This window comes from Paenibacillus campinasensis, from assembly GCF_002272015.1.
GTDB lineage: Bacteria > Bacillota > Bacilli > Paenibacillales > Paenibacillaceae > Paenibacillus_AQ > Paenibacillus_AQ campinasensis.
On sequence record NZ_NPBY01000042.1, the window covers coordinates 1 to 22,269 of the forward strand.

Below are 22,269 nucleotides of genomic sequence, written 5' to 3' on the forward strand. Positions count from 1 at the left end.
ATTATTAGCCTTATGATCATATAGGCGTTTCAATTTCAATCCACGCACTCACATAGAGTGCGACCTTTATGCTCTATTTACTTGTATTTATCAATCATTATTTCAATCCACGCACTCACATAGAGTGCGACACAGCCATATGCAGGACATATGGCTTACCCCGCAATATTTCAATCCACGCACTCACATAGAGTGCGACCGATTTTGTATAAACCGTTGTTTGTGATGCCTGATTTCAATCCACGCACTCACATAGAGTGCGACAATTTTTCGCTCTATAATAGAGCTGTAAAGTGGTATTTCAATCCACGCACTCACATAGAGTGCGACATATGTTCTTCATTTTCTTCAAAGGCAAAACGGGTATTTCAATCCACGCACTCACATAGAGTGCGACGGGATCCTTATGGTTTGGAGTGTTACTGGTGTTCATATTTCAATCCACGCACTCACATAGAGTGCGACGATGGTAGGATTCCCTGACGGTTAAACACGGCAAGGATTTCAATCCACGCACTCACATAGAGTGCGACGATCTCATAAACATCTCGGGCAGGACGTAAAGGACCCATTTCAATCCACGCACTCACATAGAGTGCGACTGGAACTTCTTGGTTGTTGCCCTTTCCCCATCATTCAAATTTCAATCCACGCACTCACATAGAGTGCGACCATTGCCCCGCCGATCGTAGCGCCGCCAAGTTGTTATTTCAATCCACGCACTCACATAGAGTGCGACTGGACGACGTCGGCAGCTTGAAGGACATTGAGCCGATTTCAATCCACGCACTCACATAGAGTGCGACTTCTTCTGTAGAGAACGTCTTGATTCAAATCGCTTCATTTCAATCCACGCACTCACATAGAGTGCGACAAGATATTGGCCGAGCGGCGATTAGCGAAATAAAATTTCAATCCACGCACTCACATAGAGTGCGACGCGGTTGTTAAACGGTTGATAATATGAGCGAAAATTTCAATCCACGCACTCACATAGAGTGCGACGGATGTGAGGACCTCCGTTCCCGATTGCTCTTCCTTATTTCAATCCACGCACTCACATAGAGTGCGACTTTGTATATATGGCGTTGTTCATGTTGTTTCCTCCCCTGATTTCAATCCACGCACTCACATAGAGTGCGACGTCTGATGTAGGTAAAAACAAAAGCCATAGTAAATATTTCAATCCACGCACTCACATAGAGTGCGACAGCCCGCCTTATACAGCCTTATGCAGCAAGGCTTCAGAAAGCCCAAAGTGCGAACCTCTTTTTAAAGTACTATAAATTGAGCATATTTTCCACTCAAATCGCCGAAAACCCTTGCAGGACGCCAGGTGCGAACCTCCCAGAGATTTTATGTGCGCTTGGGGTTCGCACTCAAGGCCCTTTTATTTGATCTTCCTGTTTCCATGGAAGTCCGTCACAAGCCCACCGCACCCCTTCACTGCGCTCCGGCACTGCTAATCTCGCAATCCCTTACCAGCCCAGGGGTAGCTGGACAAAGATCGCATCTGCAAGAAGACCCTCCCTCTATTTCCTTTATTGACTTCTATTACAAACATATAGAAAAATCACTGACAGCTACATCAGTGATTTTCAAGGCGGATCATTTATATACAAAACAGCGGCCCCCGAACGTCTCGTTCGAAGGCCGCCCAGGGTCCACTTCAGTGCTGCTACTCCCGCAGCAGCACTGTCTTTGTATCCGCATGCCAGTTCACCGTCGCACCCAGTCCCTCGGCGATAAAGCGGACCGGGACATAGATACGTCCATCCTTGATATACGGCGCAACGTCCATCTGAAGCGCTGTCTGATCATCCTGGGTCAGGTGAGCTTCGATGGAGCCGACCGACAAGGTGACAGCATCGCCACGAGGTCCGGACAAGGTTACCGTGTCCTGATCCACGAATTTCAGGCTATACTCCAGCGCCTCGGCAATCGCGCGCACCGGCAGCATGATTCGCCCCTTGTGCATCTCCGGAGCCGTGTCAAACACAATCTCCTTCTGATTATGGAGCACGCGAATATCCCCGCTGCCGGCCTCCCAGCCACTTGGCAGCTCATAGAACGATACCTTGCGGATCTTATTGTTCAACGTATCGGCAATATAGAGATTGCCATCCCGATCTAACGCAATGTCTGATGGCCTATATAATGCAGCCTGCTTTTCATATCCATTCGCACTCCCGTATTCCCCCGCGCTGCCAACGGCGGTGGTTACAAGCCCGTCCTTTAAATAGCGGATGGTGTGGTTCAGACTGTCTGCAATATAGAGTCCTCCGCCTTCATCAACTGCAAGACCGTACGGACTGAAGAACCTTGCTTCTTCCGCCGCGCCGTCGCGATATGCGCCTGAAACGTACATTTGTCCGGCCAGCAGCTCTCCGCCGCCTGCCACGGTAGTCACGGTGTCCGTATGAAAATCGATGTATCGAATGCGTTGGTTGCCCGTATCACTCACATACAGATTGCCCTTGCTGTCGAGCGCCAGACCAGAAGGCTCGTTAAACAGCGCCTCGGCAAGCGGGCCATCCCGATAATCTCCTGTCGCTTCGACAACGCCGTCGAACACTTCAACGATCCGCTCTGATAACGCATTGAGTGTCGTGACATTCCCGGCAGGGTCAACCTTACGGATGGCATGGTTCAGAGTATCGGCAACATAGACATTGCCCGCGGCATCAACCGCCACGTCGGACGGCGTGTGAAAAGAGGCCTCGCTCCCCTTCCCGTCCGCATCTCCCAGAACACCATTGCCCGCAATCGTTGTCACGTTGCCGTCAGGCGAAATTTTTCGAACAGCATGATTTCCCTGATCAGCAACATACACATTGCCCTTCCCATCCGATGCGAGGCCCATAGGACTTGAGAAGTAGCTTACCCCCGCCGCACCATCAGCATAAGCGCCCATCGGAAGGCGGTCTTCACCGGTCAGAACGGAGACCTCTGTTCCGGCATAAACGGCTGTATGGCCGTTCCGAACCGCACGAATCCGATGATTCTCTGTATCGGACACCAATAACGATCCGTCTGCCAGCACCAGAATCGCGCCGGGATGGCGGAACGCGGCTTCCGCCGCATTCCCGTTCCATTCGTTGTACTCCCCGCTGCCTGCAACATCCATCGTTTCAATCAGTGGTCTGCCCTCCGAATAAATCGCTCCATGAGCAGGAACAACCATTCCCAGGAACATAGCCGTCGTCAGCCCCCACATACTAATCGACTTCATCAATTTCATAATGAACTCCTTATTTATCATGGATTAAGTTCGTCCTCTTCGTTCGTCAGCATAACCTCGATTCCGTATCCGTTCTGCTTGAAGAAGCTCAAGCGGAAGATGTTAAGGATCGTGCTGGCCGACGGATCTACAATGGTGAACGGGATGATGACGAATCTGTCCTCAGCATGGAACGCAGCCCCTTGACTTGCTTCGAATATATACTCCATGAAGTCCACATCCTGGTAATACATCCCCTCATGGATGTACACGGATTCTGTTACCGTTGCCGGATCGAACTTATGAGGATTATAGTAGCGTACGTTATCGCCGATCAGCGGCTTTAGGCCACGGCCGTATTCGAATTCGAGCTCAGCCCTGTAAAACTCGGAATCTCCGGTGAACCGGTCAAGCGCGATGACCGCATTGAATTGTGTAGGAGAGACCTGCTCGATGAAGAAATACGCATAGCCGGGCAGTTCATGGAACGAAGACACCTCGATTACTTTGACACCCTCGCTTCCAGCTTGCTTCTCTGTGCCTTCGAAAACCGCCGTATACTTATGTGTGAAATCTGAGATCGGCTCCTCGATCAGCACATGAAAGACAACGCTCCCGTCCGCATTCAGCTCCTTGACTTCAAGCTCCCTGTCCCCCTCATACAGTGTAACCGTCCCCACAGCCGGGACTTGACCGTGCTTCGGAGATACTTGAACGGTAAACGGGATCGTCTCGCCAACGAGCGCTACTCGATGCGGTGCCGAAATGTCCAGGGTGGTTTCATCCTGCATGACGGTAATGGCAACAGGGAATGAAGTGTTGGACTGCGTCCGCGATGTCGCAGCTGTTACCGCTTCGATTTGACGGGCACCCACATTTAGCGTGAAGCTCTGCTCCGGTGTAATGACAGCCGAAGCTTCGCCATTCATTGTGGTCGCCGTGGCTAATACCTGTTTGGAACTCCGGTCCTGAAAAACAATATTCGTGCCATCTGGAACCGGCATGTTGGTTGACGTAATCACAGCATGGGCACTCACGACGAAGGATTGACCCGCATAAATCTCATACGTATCAACATCCATCGTTGTGGACGTTGCAAGTGGAGGCGGAACGGAAGGGCCCTGGCCAGGTGCGCCCCCGCTCCCCGGTCCTGCAGGTGCTGACGGTGCGGGCGTTACCGGTGGCGGCGATACTGGCGGTGTCGGTGTCTGTCGTGACACACGTTCTTCCTGCTGCCGCTTTTGCTGCTCAGCCTGCTGGACTCTCTGTTCCAGGCTGGCTCTTTGCTGCTCGCTTAACGTGGCCAAATATTTCTCCTGCGCCTCTTTCGCTTTTTGTTCTTGGGCCTCCTGATTGCGTCTGTTGATTTCTTCCTGCTTCTGCTTGATTTGCTCAAGGATCTGCTGCTGTTGCGCAATCTGCTGTTCGCGCAGACTCTCCTGAGCAGCGGCTTTCTCCTGTTGCCTTGCCTTCACTTCGTCCAGTTGTCTCTGGCGTTCCGCTACGCGATCTGAATCCAGCCCCACAGATGGATCAATAGGCGGAACAGGCCTATACACTTCGAAGTCAGAAAGAGAAGATGAATTTCTCAGAATATCTTCAATCTGCTGCTGGGATACTTTCCCCAGATCCTGAGCATTATTAATGATCCCTTGAATCAGGCGATCAAGGTTATCCCTAAATCGTTCCAGATCCGGGTCAAAGTCGGTCCCGTTCCCCACGTCTGAAGGGTTCTGCGCACCCTCTGTTATTGACTCCAGCATTTGTCTGTTTTCTTCTTGTATTTTGCTTAGTGAGGCAAGTATCTCCTCAACCACCTTGCTGGGAACAGAACTCATATACAAACCTAAGTCCACCGGGGTATAACCCGGAAGCGAACTAGCCATTTGTTCGACCTGCTGTGCAGGATACAGGACAATCCCGCCTAGATCGGGCGTTATTGGACTACCAGGAGCCCGGGAAGGCGGCGTGACGGCAACTCGTCCCGACAGAACAGCTACGTTGGAAATCCCTGTAATCGGATCAATGAAGACGGTGAAATTCGTTCCCCGCACGTTCATGTCCGATGTTGGCGTCTCCACCTGATAGGAGCTTCCTTCTCGATCCAGCGTCTGAACGCTGTTGAACATAGATCCCGACCATGTATGTATAGCGGTTTCCATATCGCCAGCATCGCTTACTCTTAACTTGGACAACGTTCCATTCCAATGCTCACCAAGCGTAATTTCATCCTCACGCCCAGCAACATTCAGCGTCAGGCTCGCGCCACCCTCAACACGAATCCGGTCCCCTTCATGAAAGGTCATTCCCTGATATACGCGAATCTCTTTGCTGCCCCCGGCCTTCTTTACATACACAGCCCCGACAACATCTTTAGCCAGTGCGTAGTGGCCGGAGGCACCGAAAGCTGTTCCTGCGAAATGGCCTAGCATAATGGTGAATATCATCAATAATGACAATCCGGATAACGCCAGTTGCTTCAATGCTTTCAATTTTATCTCCTCCTTAATCCTGAATCTCAACACCCCACCCCCTCACAAGAACTGCTTCGCTTATGGCCTTATAGGATGGATCCCTTGCAGCGCGATAATGTAATTCACCGTAACAAAAGGCTGTCTATTCTCATGAGGGGCATTGCCTCCATTTGGAGAAACCGCCTGCGGGCTCATAGATACCAGATTGGCGTCCGGATCCGCATAAGCCTCCGTTTGTCCCCGTGGAACGGATGCCCACACCGCCCCCTCAGGAGAGATCGTGCTTCCCAATGCAGCGACTTGAACAGCATGCTCATGCCTAGGCATTTGCTCTGGAAGCAAAGTAACCGTACTGGTCCCGCTCATCTCTCCCAAGATCCGCGGGGTAAGCCCCGGTCCGGCACCCGCATGCATCGCTGCTCTTCCTTGCAGATTAGGCAAGGCGAAGGTGTTAAAACCATCGCCACCGTATCGTGTACCCAGGATAGTGTACAGGGCGCGATGCTGAGCTACAGACAACAATTGTCCATTACAGAAAGCCCATCCCTTGGGCTCAAACCTCCCTGCAAAAATTCTAATCTCCCCAATAAACGGATCCATGTATCTTCTTCCTCCTTTTCCTCTCCCTGTCGTGACAACATCAGCTTCCTAGTCTCTTGATGGAAATATACCTTGTACGGCTATGCAATAATTTAGCGCGGTATAAGGCTGCATATTGGAATGAGCCTGCCCTTGACCTGCATTTGCAATCGCCTCAGTACTCATCTGTGTATTATTCGCGGATCCATATAGATGCTGCGTTTCATTGGCAGCCCATATCCTCCCATCCGCCTGCCTGTTATTCGCCCAGCTTGAAGAGGCCCTGACCGCATGATGATGCTGCGGCATTTCAGCCACAGTCAGAGCATGAGCTTCTTCTCCGCCCGTAACCCCCACAGCTCCCTGGCCGCCATGAACGGCTACTCTCCCTTGCAGATTAGGAAGAGCAAAGTTGGTCATCCCATTCCCTCCATAAGAAGGACCTATAAGGGCATACAAAGCTTGATATTGGTGAACCTGTAACAGCTGTCCATTACATGGAAGCCAGCCGTTCGGCACTTTACCGAAAGCAAATAATCTGATCTCCCCAATAAAAGGTTCCGCCATGATTTCTTCCTCCTCTTGTGTGGTTATTTCAACCATTCGCTCATTTCTAGTCTAGTTATGGATATATCCCCTCTGTCGCAATCATAAAGTGAACAGCCAGTGTAGGCATCATATTATTGTGAGGCTGGTTTCCTCCAGCCGACTCAAGCGCTCCTTGAACCATCGTCCCGCTAACCTCACCTTGAGCATATTGAGGGATACCCGCGGCCCACACATGCCCGGTTGGACTTGCTTCTGTTCCTGGTGTGGAGGCTGCATTCACGATATGGGTATGTGGAGGCAAATGATTAACCGTTAAGCTCGCAACTTCGCTGCCCCCTTTTTGTCCTAAAGCATAGTGGGTGCCCGCACTAGAAGTCCCGTAATGAATAGGCACTCTCCCTCTTAGGTCCGGCAATCCAAAAGTCGTCAGGCCATCCCCGCCGTATGTCGTGCCCAGCAGCGAAAAAAGCAGTTCGTAATCTTGAATATGCAAAAGCCGCCCGTCACATAATTCCCACCCCACCGGAGCAAAATCCCCTGCAAACATACGTATTTCTCCTATATATTGATCCATATGTATCCCCCCATTACGATTTGGATTTCACCTGGATTGACGGTACCCAGTGCATGCTGATATAGGCTTCATGCTCTAATACCTTCTCAAAACCGAGTTTCACATACCACTTGTAAGCCCTCATATTGTGTGATTGAACACTCAGGCCGAGCGGCATTCTTCTCACCCTGGCTTCATGCTGTAATTTGACAACGACACTCGTCCCAATTCCGAGCCCTTGGAAATCCGGATGAATGATAAGATCGATCAACCGCAGTTCCCTGTCACCGCATACCGTTACCAGTTTGCCAACCGGCTGGCCTCTATAGTGGATCATTCTCCCTACCAGATTCGGATATTGCCACTGATAGGAGCGGCATTGAAAATCATACTGCATTCTCAGAAAGGTCTTCTTCTCCTGCTCCGTCCAGTTCCATAACGCCATCTCCGGCTCCCTGGATTTCTCATACAGTAGATAGAAGAAGTCTTCCTGCTCCAACCTGGCATGAACCGGCTTTAATGATACCCATCTGTGGATCGTTGTCTCCATATAGCCCTCCTTGCATAAAAAGAGTGTCGAACAGCTTAAAGACATGCTGTCATAAAAACGTTCGACACTCTGTCTCTGACTTTACCAGGCAATGGTCATGCGAAGCCGGTCAAACATGACTGCAAGGTGAGCTCGGGTCAGAGATTCACCCGGCGGAATCTGAAAAGGCTCCCCTTCCATCCATCCCAGCTTCAGACCCAGAGCCAGTGCATTGCGAGACCATGACTTAACCTCCGATGCATAGGAATAATCCTGCAGTATGCGCTCCACTTCCTGTTCAGACAAGGCAACATCGCTTCCCGCAATAGACAAGGCGCGTGCGAGAATAACGCTGGCCTCCGCCAGGCTGATGTCCTGCCGGGGCTTAAACTTATGGTCCCCGTAACCCTGGACCAGTCCAAGCTCGGACGCAGCCTGCAGTGCAGACGCATACCATACGTTATCCGCCACATCGTCATACACGGTTTCCTGACGGTCCGTCCATAACCCCAATCCTCTTGCCAGAATGGCCGTGTATTCCGCTCGATTCACAGGATCGTCCGGAGCAAAATGTTTATCATCTCTCCCGTTCAGAATGAGCTGCGAAGCCAGCCGCTCCACTGCCTCCTGTGCCCAGTGTCCATCCATATCCTGGAATGACACTCCAGCCGTCTGAATAATGGCTATGTTGCCAGGCCGCATGCTCGTCACACGAAGATAGCGTCCATCCCCATTCTCCATTACCTTGGTAGGGAGCGGCAGCAGAGAACCATCCTCCAGAATGAGAACCGCCACAGCGGAACCATCCCCCGTGTAAGGAACAGAAATGAGCCCCGGAACATGCCCGGAAAATCGGTTGATCGAATATGTCTGCTCATCGTGAACCAGGTACATCTGCAGGTTCAGGACAGGGTTCACAATAGTCGCGCCTGTCTGACGAGCAGCATTCTGTACCCTTCTTTGCGCCTCTGCAGAGCCCTGCTCGACTTTCAGTACCAGCTTGACCTCCTGCTCTTGCAGCCCGTGCAGCTTCTTCACTTCGTTCAGATCAAGAGACTGAACAGGCAACCGATACACTGCTCCTGCGGTGACAACCTCCAGATCCAGCTTGTTGCTGCTTAACTGATTAAAGTGCGTCTCCGGCAGCTCCGTCTGCAGCGTATCAGCCTGACCCGTAAGGAACAACCGCAACGCATTCTCCAGCTTATCCAGCCCTTCCAGCGGAAGATGGTCTTCGAAAGTGACCCGGGTAACTTGCTGTCCGTTGATCACTACGTTCTGCGCCTGAACTGCTTCTGTCACCACGCCCTCGACATGCACCCGCACCCCTTCCTCATGCTGTCCGGGAGGAGGAGAAGGATTAGGCGATGGTCCTGGTGAAGGAGCCGGTGTAGGCCCGGGATTCGGTCCCGGGTTTGGCCCTGGGTTTGGCCCTGGGTTCGGTCCTGGATTCGGTCCTGGACCGGGATTCGGTCCTGGGTTCGGTCCTGGGTTCGGCCCGGGATTCGGTCCAGGACCTGGTCCTGGACCTGGACCTGGGTTCGGCTCCGGCACATACGGAGCAATATGAATCTCTACCGTCGCCTCTTCAGAGTACAGTTCACCGTCATACGCCCGGTATGTAAAAGTAACTGTACCGTGCTCCCCGCTGTCAGAGACATATTCAAAGCTGCCCGTCTGCGAATCAAAGCTTCTGATCTCGCCTTGATCTGGCTGCTTCACGATCTCAAAGCTCAGGTCATCCTGATCATTATCCACATCCTTCGCCCGCAGTTGACCTTCAAGGACACGGCCTGCGACCGTGTTGAAGCTCATCTTCTCGGCTACAGGTGCGTCATTGACCGGATCGACCTGGATGCTGATCGTCGCGAAAGTTCCGGCGTCTTCGTACTCGTTACCTGCCGTCCATGTCAGAGCGGCTGCTCCGTACCAGTCGGCGTCCGGCTCGAATACCAATCCTTTCGATTCGATCTCCCTCCACAGAATGCGATCACCTGCTGTTACACGCTGATGATCGAACCATAGCTCGCCGTTATCCGGCAGCGTACGGATATGAATCACGTATGGTTCGGTCCGATCCTCATTCTGATGTGCAAAATCCGCCCTGCTGAATGACAGCGGTGTATCTTCCATGCCGGATACGGTGCTGGACAAAGGCACGGGCACGGATTGGTAGATGAGACTGTCCGAAATCACCTGTGTATTCTCGTTTCCTGCCTCATCCTTGATTTGAATATAGATCGTCTTCTGCTGATTTCCATCGTTCGGAAACGTCCATGGCTTCACGATCTCAACCGGTCCAGTTCCGACCGGATATTCGGACCATTCATTGTCTGGACTGTCCCATGAAGCCAGGTCGTCGCTCAATCGTACAGACAGCTTGGAGGAGCCTCCGGTGTCCTCCGCCTGAATGGTAACAGGCACCGCCAACAACGCAGAATATGCTGCTCCATCATTTAGGGTCACAACAGCTGTCGGCGCTGTTTTGTCGATCGTAAACCGGATCGTTGTCCCATTGCCCGCACGGTCTGTCACTGTCAGCTCATGGCTGCCTTCGCCGCTCACCGTCGATCCGCTTGTGAATGCAGCCCCGTCCAGCCACGCCTCGACGGCATCGGATACGTCATACGTAATCACTTTATCCGCGTTATATAAGAAGCCGTCGCTGACGCCTTGCACCCATGGCGCTGTAGTGTCGATCGTGAACTGCAACCTCGTTTCGTTGCCCGCCTGATCCTTCACAATCAGCTCATAACTGCCTTCGCTGCTGACTGCCGTTCCGCTAGCGATCCGGCTCCCGTTCAAGGTCGCTTCGACCGCATCGGCCTCGTCATACGTAATGATCTTATCCGCGTTGTAATAGTAACCGTCCTCTACGCCCTTTACCCAAGGGGCTGTTTTGTCGATCCCAAAGTGCAGTCTTGTTTCATTGCCCGCACGGTCGGTTACGATCAACTCGTGATCGCCTTCATCACTCACCGTCGCGCCGCTGGCGAAAGACCGGCCATTCAACGTCGCTTCTGCCGCGTCAGCCGTGTCATACGTAATGACCCGATCGGTATTGTACAAGCCCCCGTCATCCACTCCGCTTACCCATGGCGCTGTTTTGTCGATGACAAAACGCACCGTTGTTTCATTGCCTGCATCGTCCCGAACGACCAGCTCGTAGCTGTCTTCGTCCCGTACGACGGTGCCGCTTGCAAAGGCGCGACCGTTTAACACGGCGGTTCCTTTGTCAAACGTGATCGTGACATCCGTGTTGGAATGACTCCCGTCGGTTATGCCCGTGACGACCGGCAAGGTGCGGTCCAGCTCAACGCTTGCGCTAAGGTCGGTCTCGTTATGCAAGCCGTCCCGCAGCTTGAGATACACGGTCTTCGGTCCATCCGTATCCTCGGCAAGCCTCCACACCCTGGACGCTGAGAAAGGCTCCCACGCATTCGCTGCCCATGTATTCGCATCGTTTGAGAGCTGCATTTCCATATTGCCAATACCAGCGCCATCATCGGCTGTTAATGTAAGCAATACCTGCGGGTCGTTGGTGTGCGTCCCCCCGCTGTTAATTGTGATGCTGCCGGTAGGCGCTGTCTGATCCAGCGCAATGCTGCTGTTGATCACGCGCTCATGACCCAGCTGATCCTTCAGCTTCATATACACCGTCTTGGCGCCATCGCCGGATGGCAGTGTCCAGGATGCCGTAGAGGAGAATGGCTCCGCTGCGCTCCAGGTCTGGCCATCATTAGACAGCTGCATCTCAATCCCGCCGATCCCGGCGCCATCATCGGCCGACAGCGTTAAGGTGACGGCTACGTCGCTCGTATAGCGCGCGCCCCCGTTAATGACGACGCTTCCCGTAGGCGCCGTACGATCGACCACCACCGTATTGCTGGTGATTGTATCACTGAGATTGCCCGCTTTATCTTTCAGCCACATGTACACTTGCTGATCGCCATCCGCCGGATCGAATGTCCAGCTGGCTGTATTGGAGAATGGCACCCATGCTCCGCTTGCACAGGTAGTGTCCGAATGTGAGAAGCACATCTGATCGAGATGGTCATCAATTCCCGTAACAGCCAGGCTCACCGTGGAAGCACCGACATAATCGGTTCCTCCGATCGTCCTTCCCGGCGTGATGCGCACATCTCCCGTCGGGTTAGTCGTATCCAGAATGACCTCTGCGGAATATATCCCCGATAATGCGCCGTGGCTATCCCGGTACTGAACCATGATCCTCTTCACGCCATCTCCGCCCGGAACACTCCAGCGCTTCGTCTCCTGGAATAGCTCCCATTGATCCAGGTTCTGGCCCTCGTTGTATACATTCATCTCAATCGGGTCCTGTTCCGGGTCCGAAGCGGACAATCTTAAATCCACTTCCGCTGCATGGGTATACCCATTGCCTTCGACGGACAGCGAACCCGTAGGAGGCGCGTTGACACCGTAGGTGATGACTAATTGCGGGCGATTCTCCGGCGTTCCATCTAGTTTAGAATAAAAGTACACTCTTCTTTCATGACTTGGAGCTGAACCCGGCTCAGGCCCTTCCGCCCCTCGGATCATAAAAGTCGCGGCCGGAGCTCCTCCGGACTGCAAACGATCCTGCACATAACTTGAAACATCAAAGTCGTAAACAACACGTGCCTGGCTTGTAACCGGGAAATGCCCAGTAATGGTTACATCCTGGCTCGGTATAGTTGGCGGACTGCTCCATCCGCTTTCGTTCGAGCCATAAATCTCGAAATAAGGATTATTAACCGGAGAGCTGGCACTTTCCTGAGTCAACCTCAGTTCGATCTTCTCAATCGTTCTGCGAGCATCGATACCGCTCAGATCGAATTGAAGCACGCTTAGCGAAACAATGGGGTCCCCACCCTCATACTCGTACCCTGCGATATTGATCGATTTGCCTAGGACCGTTCCCATATCCGGCTCATAGAATGATGGGTTTGGGTTCACACCCCAGTATTCGATCGTCCTGCTTTGCGCGACAACGATGCTTTGCGTCCTATTGGGGTTGGCGTCAGCTGTCCTTTCATATGCCGGGTATACCAGCATACAGGTCAATAGAAAAACTAGCGCAACCGATATATATCGCCTCATACTCTAACCTCCTTGATCCGGACTCATGCCGGCGCATATCGCAATCATTACCCTTCATCCTCGTTCAAAAGCCCCCACTTATCGCATTTATCAGCCAATTCCCTGCTTGATCGGCTCCAGTTGAATTTCTTCAAAATGCGACCCACATGCTTTTTGACGGCGGCCAGGCTGACCTGCAATTGTTCTGCGATTTGCAGCTGCGTCTTGCCTTCGACCATCAGGCTCAGCAGTTCGCGGTCCCCTTTATTGAGCAAGCTTCTCTTCTTCTCATATACAAGCTTCCTTAACCGGCTGCCGTATTTCGAAGTCGGATTGCTCATCGCCTCGTAGATCGTCTCGGGCAGCTTCTCGAAGTCGTATTTATACAAGTAGTCGTAGGCCCCGTTCATGAACGCTTCGTTAAAAATCTCATCATTATCATCCAATGTGCTAAGCATGATCACCTTCACATCAGGGTACTGAGTAGTAACATCCAGCGTGGCATCCACGCCGGTCAACTCGGTATCATCTAGAAGGATATCCATCACCACAACATCGGCAGGCTGATCCTGGAGCACGGAGAAACAAGCCTCAATTGAAGCCGCACAGGCATATAAATCGATTCGCTCATGCGCCTGAAAAAAGTGGCTGATTCCTTCCCTCCACTCAGGATCATCTTCCACATACAGAACTCGAATTTTACTCATTGTTTTCGCTACCCTTTTTATATTGGAATGTTAGCATAACGGTGGTTCCCGCGTTCGGAGCACTCTTAACCTCTGCTTTGCCTCGATGGGCTCCCATGACCTTCTTCACCTGATACATGCCCAGCCCGAAATGCTTGCCGCTCCGATGCTTGGTCGAGTAGAACGGTTCAAATATGTTCTGCAGCTGCAAGCTGTTCATCCCCTGACCCGTGTCACGGATGATCACCTTGGCTTTATTCCGCCCGACTTCAAGCCCGACTTGAAGCGTCCCTCTCTCCTTCATCGCCTCAACCGCGTTGTTGCATATGTTCTGAAGACATTCCATCACGAGCATTCGGTCGATGAACAGCGTGATTGGCGCATAATGCTTGACAACTTGGATATCCGGATAAGCACCCAGCGGCTCCAGCACTTCATCAAGAATGTCCGCGAGATTGGCATATTCCTTCCTCGGTTCAATCTTGCTGCTCACAACATGGGAGATGGTTGACATCGTGGCAATCATCGCTTCGTGCGTTTTTAACAGATTATCAACATGGGTGTCGATCTGGGCATAGTCTCCGTTCTGTACATTTTTGCGAATGTTCAGCGCATTCAGCTTGATTTTGCCGATAGCGTTTTTCAGAGAATGATGAATCAGTCCGGTGCCCACATGCACGGTGTGCATGGACTTTCTTGTAACCCCGAGAAATGCGTCGCGAAAATACAAAAACGCTACGGCCAGCAAGCCTGCAATCGAGACATAGGGAATCATCGACAGAAGTTGGTCGCTAAAAGGGGCAACAGAAAAGTGGTACATATTCAAAATGGCGACTGGAATAAGGAAGATAAGCGCAATGGAAGTATGAATGAGTCGTTGTTTGTCATCCTGTTCCCGGACAATGAATCGCACGGCCAGGTAGACGGTCACCACCAAGTAAACCAGCCCCCACAATGCGACAAAACCGGTGTTCACTCGGTTCTCCAGCAGATCGGTTTGGAAGATTAACGTTATCCATATAGGTAGGCTAAGGGAGAGGAAGAGCCATCGTTGCTGTTGCACCACGCCATTGTACAGGAAGTAGAATACCGCGATGACGTAATAGGGAATGGTATTGACAGCAAGATTCAGCAGAGAGGTAAGCAGCAGCGAAGGTATAATGATAATCGAACTCATCTGCTGTTCGACCACGTATGGCAGCCACCCTTTCTCCAACACGACCTGAAGTCCTACAAGGCCTCCGCACATCATAAGCACAGATGCCCATAAGACAAGACGATTGGCTTTGTATTTCAACATAAAATAGGCGCCAACCGACGTTAAACTGAAGAAGAGAAACAGGAATTCAGCATAAAAGAACATGTAGACCCACCTTTGATCTAAATCGATGTTAAGCCAAGTATACATGTTCTAGTCCTTTCTTAGTAGACACATTCCTAAAGATGAACAACGGTGAGACCAAGTGCATAACGTGAGAATATCATGGATGCTCGGGGCCCGGTAAGTGGACACTTTTATGTCTACCTATACCTGTATACTTTGGTCTGTTGCGACTGATTCCTTATCGTATCTCAAGCTTTGTGCTTGCTTCGAGCGATTGGAGCAGGCGGGCCCGTCCGCTCTACCTCGGAAAGCGAGTCGACGATCCGTTCAACAGCTTCCCGATCCTTGGGTTGATCCTCAAGCAGCATCAATTTCATCACTCCGCACGCTCACTCCCCTTTCCTCCAATCCTCTTCTTATATCTACAGCCCAAATCCCATTGTACAAAGCGCCAATGAAAGATGAATGAAAGATATCGATCTGGTCATAGAAAAAAACCGTGCGACGCTGGGTCTCACGGCGAGGATGTAACCTATGATGTTCCTGCATTAATTCGACAGCAGCAGCTCCGCATACAGCGCTTTAAGTTCTTGTGAAGGATCGATGTTCAGCTCCTGGCGCAGCACCTTCTCGTACGACCGGTACAGCCTCTCGCACGATGACAGCTCCTTCTTGGCTGCATAGGCGCCCATCAGCAGGATGACGGTCTCCTCATCCAATTCATTGCGTGCATGCTGCTTGGCCAGCAATCCGATGGCCAAGTCTTCTTTGCGCTGCTCGATCAGCGCGCTGGCCAGCTTTTTGACCAATGCGGCATGCAGGGCGGACAGGCGTGAAGCATCGTTCAGCGCCCAGATATACCCCTTGTCGCCGAACAAATCGCCAACATACAGCTTCTCCGTCTCCAGACACCATTCCATATTGACGTTATCCATCGTGTCGATCTGTTTGAGACGCGCTTCAAATTCAACATAATCAATTATCGCATCATGCAGATCCAGCCCATACCCGTCGGCATTCGACTGAATGACCGATTTGATGCCATGGGGCTCCAGCGCTTTGCGAAGCTGGTAAATCGACGTATTGAGATAGGTCTCCGCATTCTTCGATGGCATTTCCCCGAACACCTCAGCAACTAGCCGGGCCCGGGATACCATCCGGCCTCGCAGCATCAGGAGATAGGCAAACAGTTCCGCGCTTTTTCGAGATTTCCATTTTACGCTCCCGGCCGCTGTTCGCACCTCAAATCCGCCCAAAGCAAAAATATGAACCGGTGGAGGAGTGGACGCCGCCGAAGCCGTCTCATGGAAATGATAGATGGCCTTCGCCCGCTTGATCGACTTCTCGACGCGTTCCAGCGACACCGGCTTCACGATATAATCAAGTGCCGACAGTTCGAATGCATCCAGCGCATAGCCCTTATGCGAAGTGACAAAAATGACATGCAGGTCAGGCCGCTGTGCAGCCATCCGTTCAGCAAACTGCATTCCGCTCTCCTGCGGCATGCTGATATCCACGAAAGCGACATGCACCTCATGCTCCTGGATGTACCGCGATGCAGAAGCCGTATCTGCAAAGCAGCCTGCAAGCTCGATGCCCGGGAGCTTGCGCAGCATTTTGCCCATAATGAGATGCATGGCCTTCTCGTCATCTATGACGATCACTCTCATCCACCGTCCGCCTCTCTCCATGATCTGTATTGCATCTTCGGGGCTCCCGCCGTCGGAAGGGTGAAAAAGAAGGTGCTGCCTTCCCCCTGGCTGGACGTATAGCCAATCTCTCCCCCATTAAGTCGAACGAACTTCTCGCACAGGTAGAGACCGATGCCCGTGCCTTGCTCCCCGTCTGTACCGGGAGAAGAACTCTGCTGAATTTCCCTGAACAAGGATTGGACCACTTCCTCATTAACACCGATGCCGGAATCCTTCACGGACAAGGTGATCTGATCCATCTGGCGAGTCGCCTCGATTCGGATATGACCTCCGGTTCTGCTGTACTTGATGGCATTGAACATTAAGTTTCGCAGAATCAGCTCAACCATCTCCTTGTCAGCATACACAGAAGTACCCGCTTGAACCGATACCGTCATTCCGATCTGCTTGGCTTCCAGCCGGTGCTTTATCGTCTTGACCGCCGCATGCACCATCGGTCCCAGCTCCCATGCAAGCGGACGGAAATGAATCTTCCCCCCCTGACTGCGAACCCAGTCCAATAAGTTCCCTACCAACAGATGGGTATCTCTCACCTGGCTGCTGATCTCTCTGAAGATTTCCGATTCCTCACTCTCCGGATCGATGAAGTCCTCTTCAATAATTTCGGTTAAACTGACCAGCAAAGCAAGGGGATCACGGATATCATGCGTAACCACCGCAAACAATCTGTCCTTGAACGCATGCAGCTCCTCCAGCTGATTCCGGTTGGCCAGCAGCTGCTCCTGATACAGGACGGATTGTGTCACGTCGCTGAACACCATTAATTTGCCGAGAAATATCCCCCCCCTGATCATAGATGACCGAAATCTTGACCTGATAATAGTGCGGCGCGCCATCCCGGTCCATGGAAATTCGGAGTTCCCTATAAGCGGAGGACGAGCTCATGGCCAGCAGATCGGGGTGGGATTCGAACAATTCCGCGATCGCGAGGGGCTCGCCCTTCCAGGACCTCAGCTTGGTGAAAAGACAACGCGCCGATTCGTTCACATGAGACAGATTGTGATCATAGTCCAGAACGATGACGCCATCCTGTATCGTTTCGAACACCTGTTGGTAAGCGACAGGAACAAGCCGCAGAAGATGAAAGCGATAGACACCATAGATGAAGACGATCCCCGTGGTCGCAAAACCGAACGGCGTGAGGTCAATCTTCACCACGTCATATGCGAATATGTAGGCAATATTGAACAGCCACGGCGCCACAGCGCCAAAAATCATCATGACCACTTGCCTGCGGACGATCGGCATCGCCCTGGAATACATCCGCACAAACAAGGTGATGCCGACCGCTCCTTGAGTATACAGGTAGGCCACATTCAGCCAGTAAAGTGGCCCCTTCTCAAGAAGGATAGGCGACATATACGAGCTATCAGGATCAAACTGAACATCACGGTAATACAGATGATGGTAGTCATTCGTAAATTGAAAAATGAAAACCATCACCGGAATGACAAACAGGAGCAGCACGCTCCATCTCTTGAGGAAGGCCTGATGCCCGGTGAAGATGATCGCCAGGATGAGCCAGAAGGTGGTGATGAAAGGAATGCCCAGATGCTGGACCTTCAGCCACAGCTTCCCCTGCTCCAGGCTTGTGCTTATAATTTCGAACGCATAGCCGAAAGAATAGCATGCTGCGGCAAGCATAGCCCAAGCGCAATACCGGGCCGCAGCTTGCACTCTTTTGCGATAAGCAAGATACGAAGCCGCGAGTTTAAGTGCCGTTGCAGCTAGCAGGATCCAAAAAACACTCGTGTCCAGACTCAGCCTGTCCACCCCCAGCGATCATTATAGAATCATGTGTCTACAAAAATAACCCGCCCAGGCATCAAGCGAGGTAACGGGTTATTGTGTCCTAAAGCCTTCTAGTTATTGCCGTTCTCTCAGCAAACGCCATATGAAAGCCGCTCCCTCGGCTCTCGTAGCCGATTGCTGAGGCCTGAAGCTGCCGTCCGGATAACCTATCAGCAGCCCATGCGAGGCAGCGGCTTCCACCGCATCGGTCGCCCAGCTCGCGATATCATCGCGGTCGGTATAATGTGGTACCGCACCTGTTCCAGCCAGTGGAGCGACATTCGCTATGATTCTGGCGATTTGCTCCCGGGTAATCGGATCATCCGCGCCAAACGTCTTCTCATCATAGCCGTGAATGATGCCGGATGCATAAGCTGTGCTGATGCTTGCTCTTGCCCAGTGGCTCGCTGTATCCTCAAATACTTTTCCCGTTGTTTCCATTATACCGAATGCTTGGACAAATATGGTCACAAATTCGGCTCTCGTCATCAAGCGCTCCGGCTTGAACCCCCCGTCCGGATAACCGCTGATGACATGAAGACGGGTCAACTCATTCACACTCGCTTCCGCCCAGTGCCCCTTCATATCGGCGAATATCTTCTCCTGCGGCTGAACTTGTTCCCCGGTCTCGTCAACCGTGGCCAGCACCGCAAACTTGGTGAAATGATCCACCTCGCCAGTGACCGTCCCCGCTTGCCAATCCACCTGAACGTTGTCCAGTTCGATCCACTCGCCAGACTGTTCGTTTAGCCAGAACAGGCTGATACGAGAGTTCGCTTCATCCACGAGGGAGGAATGGAACGGCAAGGTGATCTGAATCGGGAAAAGAAAAGGGGTTGCCGTATTTTTGCTAATTTCAAACACATCGCTCATGACTCTTTGGAAATCGGGGAGCTTGTCGATCATTTGCACAAGCTCGACGTGGAGCCGGGTCAACTCACTTACTGCGTTTCTTGGGATTTGAATCGTTGCCCCCTGCAGGGTCACAGATCCTCCCGCAGAGGAGATCGTATTCCCCGTTCCGGGCATCGACGGAGCAGGGATGGGGCCTGCTCCATCGCCGCTGCTCCCGGATACGCCAGCACCGCCGCCCCCTGAACCGCCAGATCCACCAGATCCACCAGATTCGCCAGATCCGCCAGATTCGCCCCCGCCGGAAGCCGCCGGGGTAACTTCAACGATGCGAGTCACCTGGTCTGCTGCATTGCCAGCGCTGTCAGTCACGTCATAGTAAAGTGTATATTGTCCCGCTCGGGATGTATCCACAGCGCCGGTAACAACAATCGAACCGGAGAGATCCCCGTCTTGATTATCGAAAGCGGAGGCTCCCGGATCAATGAAGGCTGCGCCCTGCACAATCGAGGTCCTCTCATCACCTGTGAGCGTAATGATCGGCTTTTCTCTGTCGATGTTGTCGATTTCAATGGTGGCCACTGTCTCGTTCCCTGCCATATCACGGGCATAGACGGTATAAACACCGTTCTCGCTTGCTTCAAATGTACCATTCAAGCTTGCACCTGATTGCCCGAAGTAAGAGGCCGGCTGATCTCCGGCAGCCCATTTCTGCGTATCTATTCCGCTTGCCAGGTCGTATACATCGGCTGTTACCGTCACGTTGCTGTTCGTCCATGCCGTGTCATCCACGCGTAGCGCAATCGACGGAGATGTCTGATCAATCCGGATTTCCGCCTCTCTGACCCCGCTTCCCGCTACTGACATCCGGGTCTCCAAGATGTAGCGGCCTTCCGTCGCAAATTCAATGGGAGCTGAATCGTCCTGCCAAGCGCCCCATTGACCATCCGAGGTCTGGATTCGGTACTGCACGTCACCCGTCCCATTGTAGCAAGAGCCGCCGTGCAGGGCGACCGAGACGTGCTGATTCCACTTTCCGTTGGCATCCGCAGGTGTCATCGTCAGATCCGGAGGCGTACAGGACACCACCTCTCCTTCGTATACATACAAATCCGTGTTCAAATAGATCACCGGTGCGATGCCTTGAGGCTCCCCTGTTGAAGCAGATACCGGAGAAATAAAGCCATTCGCATCATAATCCCGTATATTCATCAGATTCATGGCGAAATCCGTAGCGGGTGTCAAGGTATAGTAATTTCTCACAGGATTCAAATGCTGCAGGAGGACGCTTCTGTTTAATTCCGCCTCGTCCATGCTGATAAGCCCAATCTTCGCAGAAACTGAACCTCTGTACCACGAGCCTGTCTGGATCCAGTCCGAATTCGATAGTCGGGAGATAAATTCCGTATTCAGCCAATAAGCGACACTCAGAGGATCCGATAAGTTAAAGTTCACATCTACATCGTATGGACTGCCAGAATTATAGTAATACCTGACATTAACACTATCGTTTGCTATGAATAAACCATCCGGCTGGCTTGCCAGATTCGCCAAATAGACCCATTCTTGCCCGCTATAGTAAACCGTGTCACCTGCATTGAGATCGCTTATTTTCTTCGTTTGGGCCATTACTTCAGCAGGAATATGTAACCCGACAAGGAGAAATAGAATGACGATTCCATACCTCAAACGCTTCATTATCACAGCTCCTAAACATCTTTTTATACTCTTATCATAAGAAATACGACTACCGTTACCCTCCACACGGCCTTCCGTCGATGCATAGCCTTGACGGTTAAAAACTGTGGAAAGCTGTGATCTTTCTCATTGTAATCGACACATTTTGATAAGGTAAGTGGACATTTTTCTGTCTACCTATGCCGGGAAACGTGAGGGGCGAAGAGCTTAACCGTCTGACTAGAAAATGACGATGTTCTGCCCTTGTTATAAAAAAGCCCCCTATCTCCCATGAGATAGGGGGCGGCTAATAGTCGAATCGGTATCACTTGAAAGCTTATGTATTGGCTTGTTTGTCAGAGCACTCGTCTGTTGCCGCAGCGTTCATATACCGCAGCTGCGCGTGTTCCGCTCACACCCTGAGCGAGCCGCGAAAGCCTCGGGCTCCATAATACGACTCAGCTCCGTTATGGTACACGAAAACCGTATCATAGCGGCGATCACAGAAGAGCGCCCCGCCAAGCTTCCGAATGCGCTCCGGTGTCTGAACCCAGCTCGATGTTTTCATATCATAGTTCCCGAGCTTCTGAAGCTCCCGGTATTGTGCCTCGGTCAGCAGCTCAATCCCCATCTCAGCCGCCATCTCAACGGCGCTATGCTCTGGCTTGTGTTGTTTCCTTGATTCCAGGGCTTCGCGGTCATAACAAATACTTCTGCGCCCTTTCGGGCTTTCGGCTGAGCAATCGTAGAACATATACTCGCCCGTCTCGCTGTCCTGGCCAACCACATCCGGCTCGCCCCCCGTTCTCTCATTTCATAGAGCGAGCGCAATTTATCCGGAAGAGCCTCAAGCTTCGCTTGTACATCCGCCCATACCAGCCCTTCATGCCGGATCATGTTCTTCTCAAAACGGGCCTTCAACGTTGCAAGCAGCTCTTCACGCTGGTCTGGCGTCAGCGCCTCCTGGCTGCCGCTTTCCTTGTTAGGCATTGGATTGCTCCTTTCTTAGTCTGGGATTCCCTTGGTTCTTCATTCCTTCATTATATAATTTGCGATAGCAATGCTTGCTCTCCTCAGTCCAAACAAAATAAGTTGCCGCCAGCAACGCACAAAAAAGCCCCTGCGTCCGTAAAGAACGCAAGAGCCTGTTCACAAAGAAGAGGGGGACGGGAAGAACCCCAGCCTTCCCGGGTCCATACGCAGCATGGGGCTACGCTTATATTGATGAGGCGAATGAAGGCTTC

14 protein-coding genes, 1 pseudogene and 1 CRISPR repeat array are annotated in these 22,269 nt (G+C 52.0%); all 15 genes and pseudogenes read right to left on the reverse strand.

The genetic code is table 11. The features are described 5' to 3' along the window. Positions 1-32 precede the first annotated feature (32 nt). Positions 33-1,211: a CRISPR direct-repeat array (repeat unit 32 nt; unit sequence ATTTCAATCCACGCACTCACATAGAGTGCGAC). A 467-nt stretch (positions 1,212-1,678) separates the two neighbouring features. The 15 genes and pseudogenes from CHH67_RS12965 to CHH67_RS13030 all read right to left on the reverse strand — a co-directional run bounded on the left by CHH67_RS12965 (position 1,679) and on the right by CHH67_RS13030 (position 22,015). Continuing rightward, a complete protein-coding gene (locus CHH67_RS12965; RefSeq protein WP_179292118.1) occupies positions 1,679-3,241 on the reverse strand; it encodes a stalk domain-containing protein in 1,563 nt (520 codons plus the stop codon). A gap of 17 nt (positions 3,242-3,258) precedes the next feature. Continuing rightward, positions 3,259-5,712 carry a FecR domain-containing protein gene (locus tag CHH67_RS12970; protein WP_095265614.1) on the reverse strand — a complete coding sequence of 818 codons (2,454 nt, stop codon included), beginning with the start codon at positions 5,710-5,712 and terminating at the stop codon, positions 3,259-3,261. A gap of 60 nt (positions 5,713-5,772) precedes the next feature. Then, positions 5,773-6,294, reverse strand: a complete 522-nt coding sequence (locus CHH67_RS12975) for a phage tail protein (RefSeq protein WP_095265615.1) — start codon at positions 6,292-6,294, stop codon at positions 5,773-5,775. Between the two features lie 48 nt (positions 6,295-6,342). Next, entirely contained in the window at positions 6,343-6,876 is a 534-nt protein-coding gene (locus CHH67_RS12980; RefSeq protein WP_230875854.1) for a phage tail protein, read from the reverse strand. A gap of 19 nt (positions 6,877-6,895) precedes the next feature. After that, entirely contained in the window at positions 6,896-7,396 is a 501-nt protein-coding gene (locus CHH67_RS12985) for a phage tail protein (protein ID WP_095265617.1), read from the reverse strand. A 13-nt stretch (positions 7,397-7,409) separates the two neighbouring features. Continuing rightward, entirely contained in the window at positions 7,410-7,925 is a 516-nt protein-coding gene (locus CHH67_RS12990) for a GNAT family N-acetyltransferase (RefSeq protein WP_179292119.1), read from the reverse strand. Between the two features lie 81 nt (positions 7,926-8,006). Then, positions 8,007-13,004 carry an S-layer homology domain-containing protein gene (locus CHH67_RS12995; protein ID WP_095265619.1) on the reverse strand — a complete coding sequence of 1,666 codons (4,998 nt, stop codon included), beginning with the start codon at positions 13,002-13,004 and terminating at the stop codon, positions 8,007-8,009. Between the two features lie 47 nt (positions 13,005-13,051). Then, positions 13,052-13,690: a response regulator transcription factor gene (locus CHH67_RS13000; RefSeq protein ID WP_095265620.1), complete on the reverse strand. Its 639-nt coding sequence runs from the start codon at positions 13,688-13,690 to the stop codon at positions 13,052-13,054. Continuing rightward, positions 13,683-15,032 carry a sensor histidine kinase gene (locus CHH67_RS13005; RefSeq protein ID WP_176475479.1) on the reverse strand — a complete coding sequence of 450 codons (1,350 nt, stop codon included), beginning with the start codon at positions 15,030-15,032 and terminating at the stop codon, positions 13,683-13,685. The genes CHH67_RS13000 and CHH67_RS13005 overlap by 8 nt, the downstream gene beginning before the upstream one ends. 209 nt (positions 15,033-15,241) lie before the next feature. Further along, positions 15,242-15,373, reverse strand: coding sequence for a hypothetical protein (locus CHH67_RS27065; RefSeq protein WP_269058399.1), 132 nt, complete (start codon positions 15,371-15,373; stop codon positions 15,242-15,244). Between the two features lie 168 nt (positions 15,374-15,541). Beyond that, complete coding sequence (locus tag CHH67_RS13010; protein WP_176475480.1) at positions 15,542-16,663, reverse strand: response regulator; 1,122 nt, start codon at positions 16,661-16,663, stop codon at positions 15,542-15,544. Next, positions 16,660-17,451 (reverse strand): sensor histidine kinase, encoded by a 792-nt coding sequence (locus tag CHH67_RS13015; RefSeq protein WP_179292120.1) that lies wholly within the window; start codon positions 17,449-17,451, stop codon positions 16,660-16,662. The genes CHH67_RS13010 and CHH67_RS13015 overlap by 4 nt, the downstream gene beginning before the upstream one ends. After that, the gene (locus tag CHH67_RS13020) at positions 17,348-18,478 is read right to left on the reverse strand and encodes a histidine kinase N-terminal 7TM domain-containing protein (protein WP_179292121.1); all 1,131 of its coding nucleotides are present in this window, start codon (positions 18,476-18,478) and stop codon (positions 17,348-17,350) included. Before CHH67_RS13020 ends, CHH67_RS13015 begins: the two co-directional genes overlap by 104 nt. A gap of 93 nt (positions 18,479-18,571) precedes the next feature. Further along, a complete protein-coding gene (locus tag CHH67_RS13025) occupies positions 18,572-21,046 on the reverse strand; it encodes an S-layer homology domain-containing protein (RefSeq protein WP_095265625.1) in 2,475 nt (824 codons plus the stop codon). Positions 21,047-21,437: 391 nt separating this feature from the next. Further along, positions 21,438-22,015, reverse strand: a pseudogene (locus CHH67_RS13030) (DUF4256 domain-containing protein). Between the last annotated feature and the right edge of the window lie 254 nt (positions 22,016-22,269).

What these genes read in the sequence shown, in the direction of transcription:
- CHH67_RS12965 (WP_179292118.1), bottom strand. Translation starts at nt 3,241, where the DNA reads ATGAAATTGATGAAGTCGATTAGTATGTGGGGGCTGACGACGGCTATG.
- CHH67_RS12975 (WP_095265615.1), bottom strand. Translation starts at nt 6,294, where the DNA reads ATGGATCCGTTTATTGGGGAGATTAGAATTTTTGCAGGGAGGTTTGAG.
- CHH67_RS12980 (WP_230875854.1), bottom strand. Translation starts at nt 6,876, where the DNA reads ATGGTTGAAATAACCACACAAGAGGAGGAAGAAATCATGGCGGAACCT.
- CHH67_RS12985 (WP_095265617.1), bottom strand. Translation starts at nt 7,396, where the DNA reads ATGGATCAATATATAGGAGAAATACGTATGTTTGCAGGGGATTTTGCT.
- CHH67_RS12990 (WP_179292119.1), bottom strand. Translation starts at nt 7,925, where the DNA reads ATGGAGACAACGATCCACAGATGGGTATCATTAAAGCCGGTTCATGCC.
- CHH67_RS12995 (WP_095265619.1), bottom strand. Translation starts at nt 13,004, where the DNA reads ATGAGGCGATATATATCGGTTGCGCTAGTTTTTCTATTGACCTGTATG.
- CHH67_RS13000 (WP_095265620.1), bottom strand. Translation starts at nt 13,690, where the DNA reads ATGAGTAAAATTCGAGTTCTGTATGTGGAAGATGATCCTGAGTGGAGG.
- CHH67_RS13005 (WP_176475479.1), bottom strand. Translation starts at nt 15,032, where the DNA reads ATGTTCTTTTATGCTGAATTCCTGTTTCTCTTCTTCAGTTTAACGTCG.
- CHH67_RS13010 (WP_176475480.1), bottom strand. Translation starts at nt 16,663, where the DNA reads ATGAGAGTGATCGTCATAGATGACGAGAAGGCCATGCATCTCATTATG.
- CHH67_RS13025 (WP_095265625.1), bottom strand. Translation starts at nt 21,046, where the DNA reads ATGAAGCGTTTGAGGTATGGAATCGTCATTCTATTTCTCCTTGTCGGG.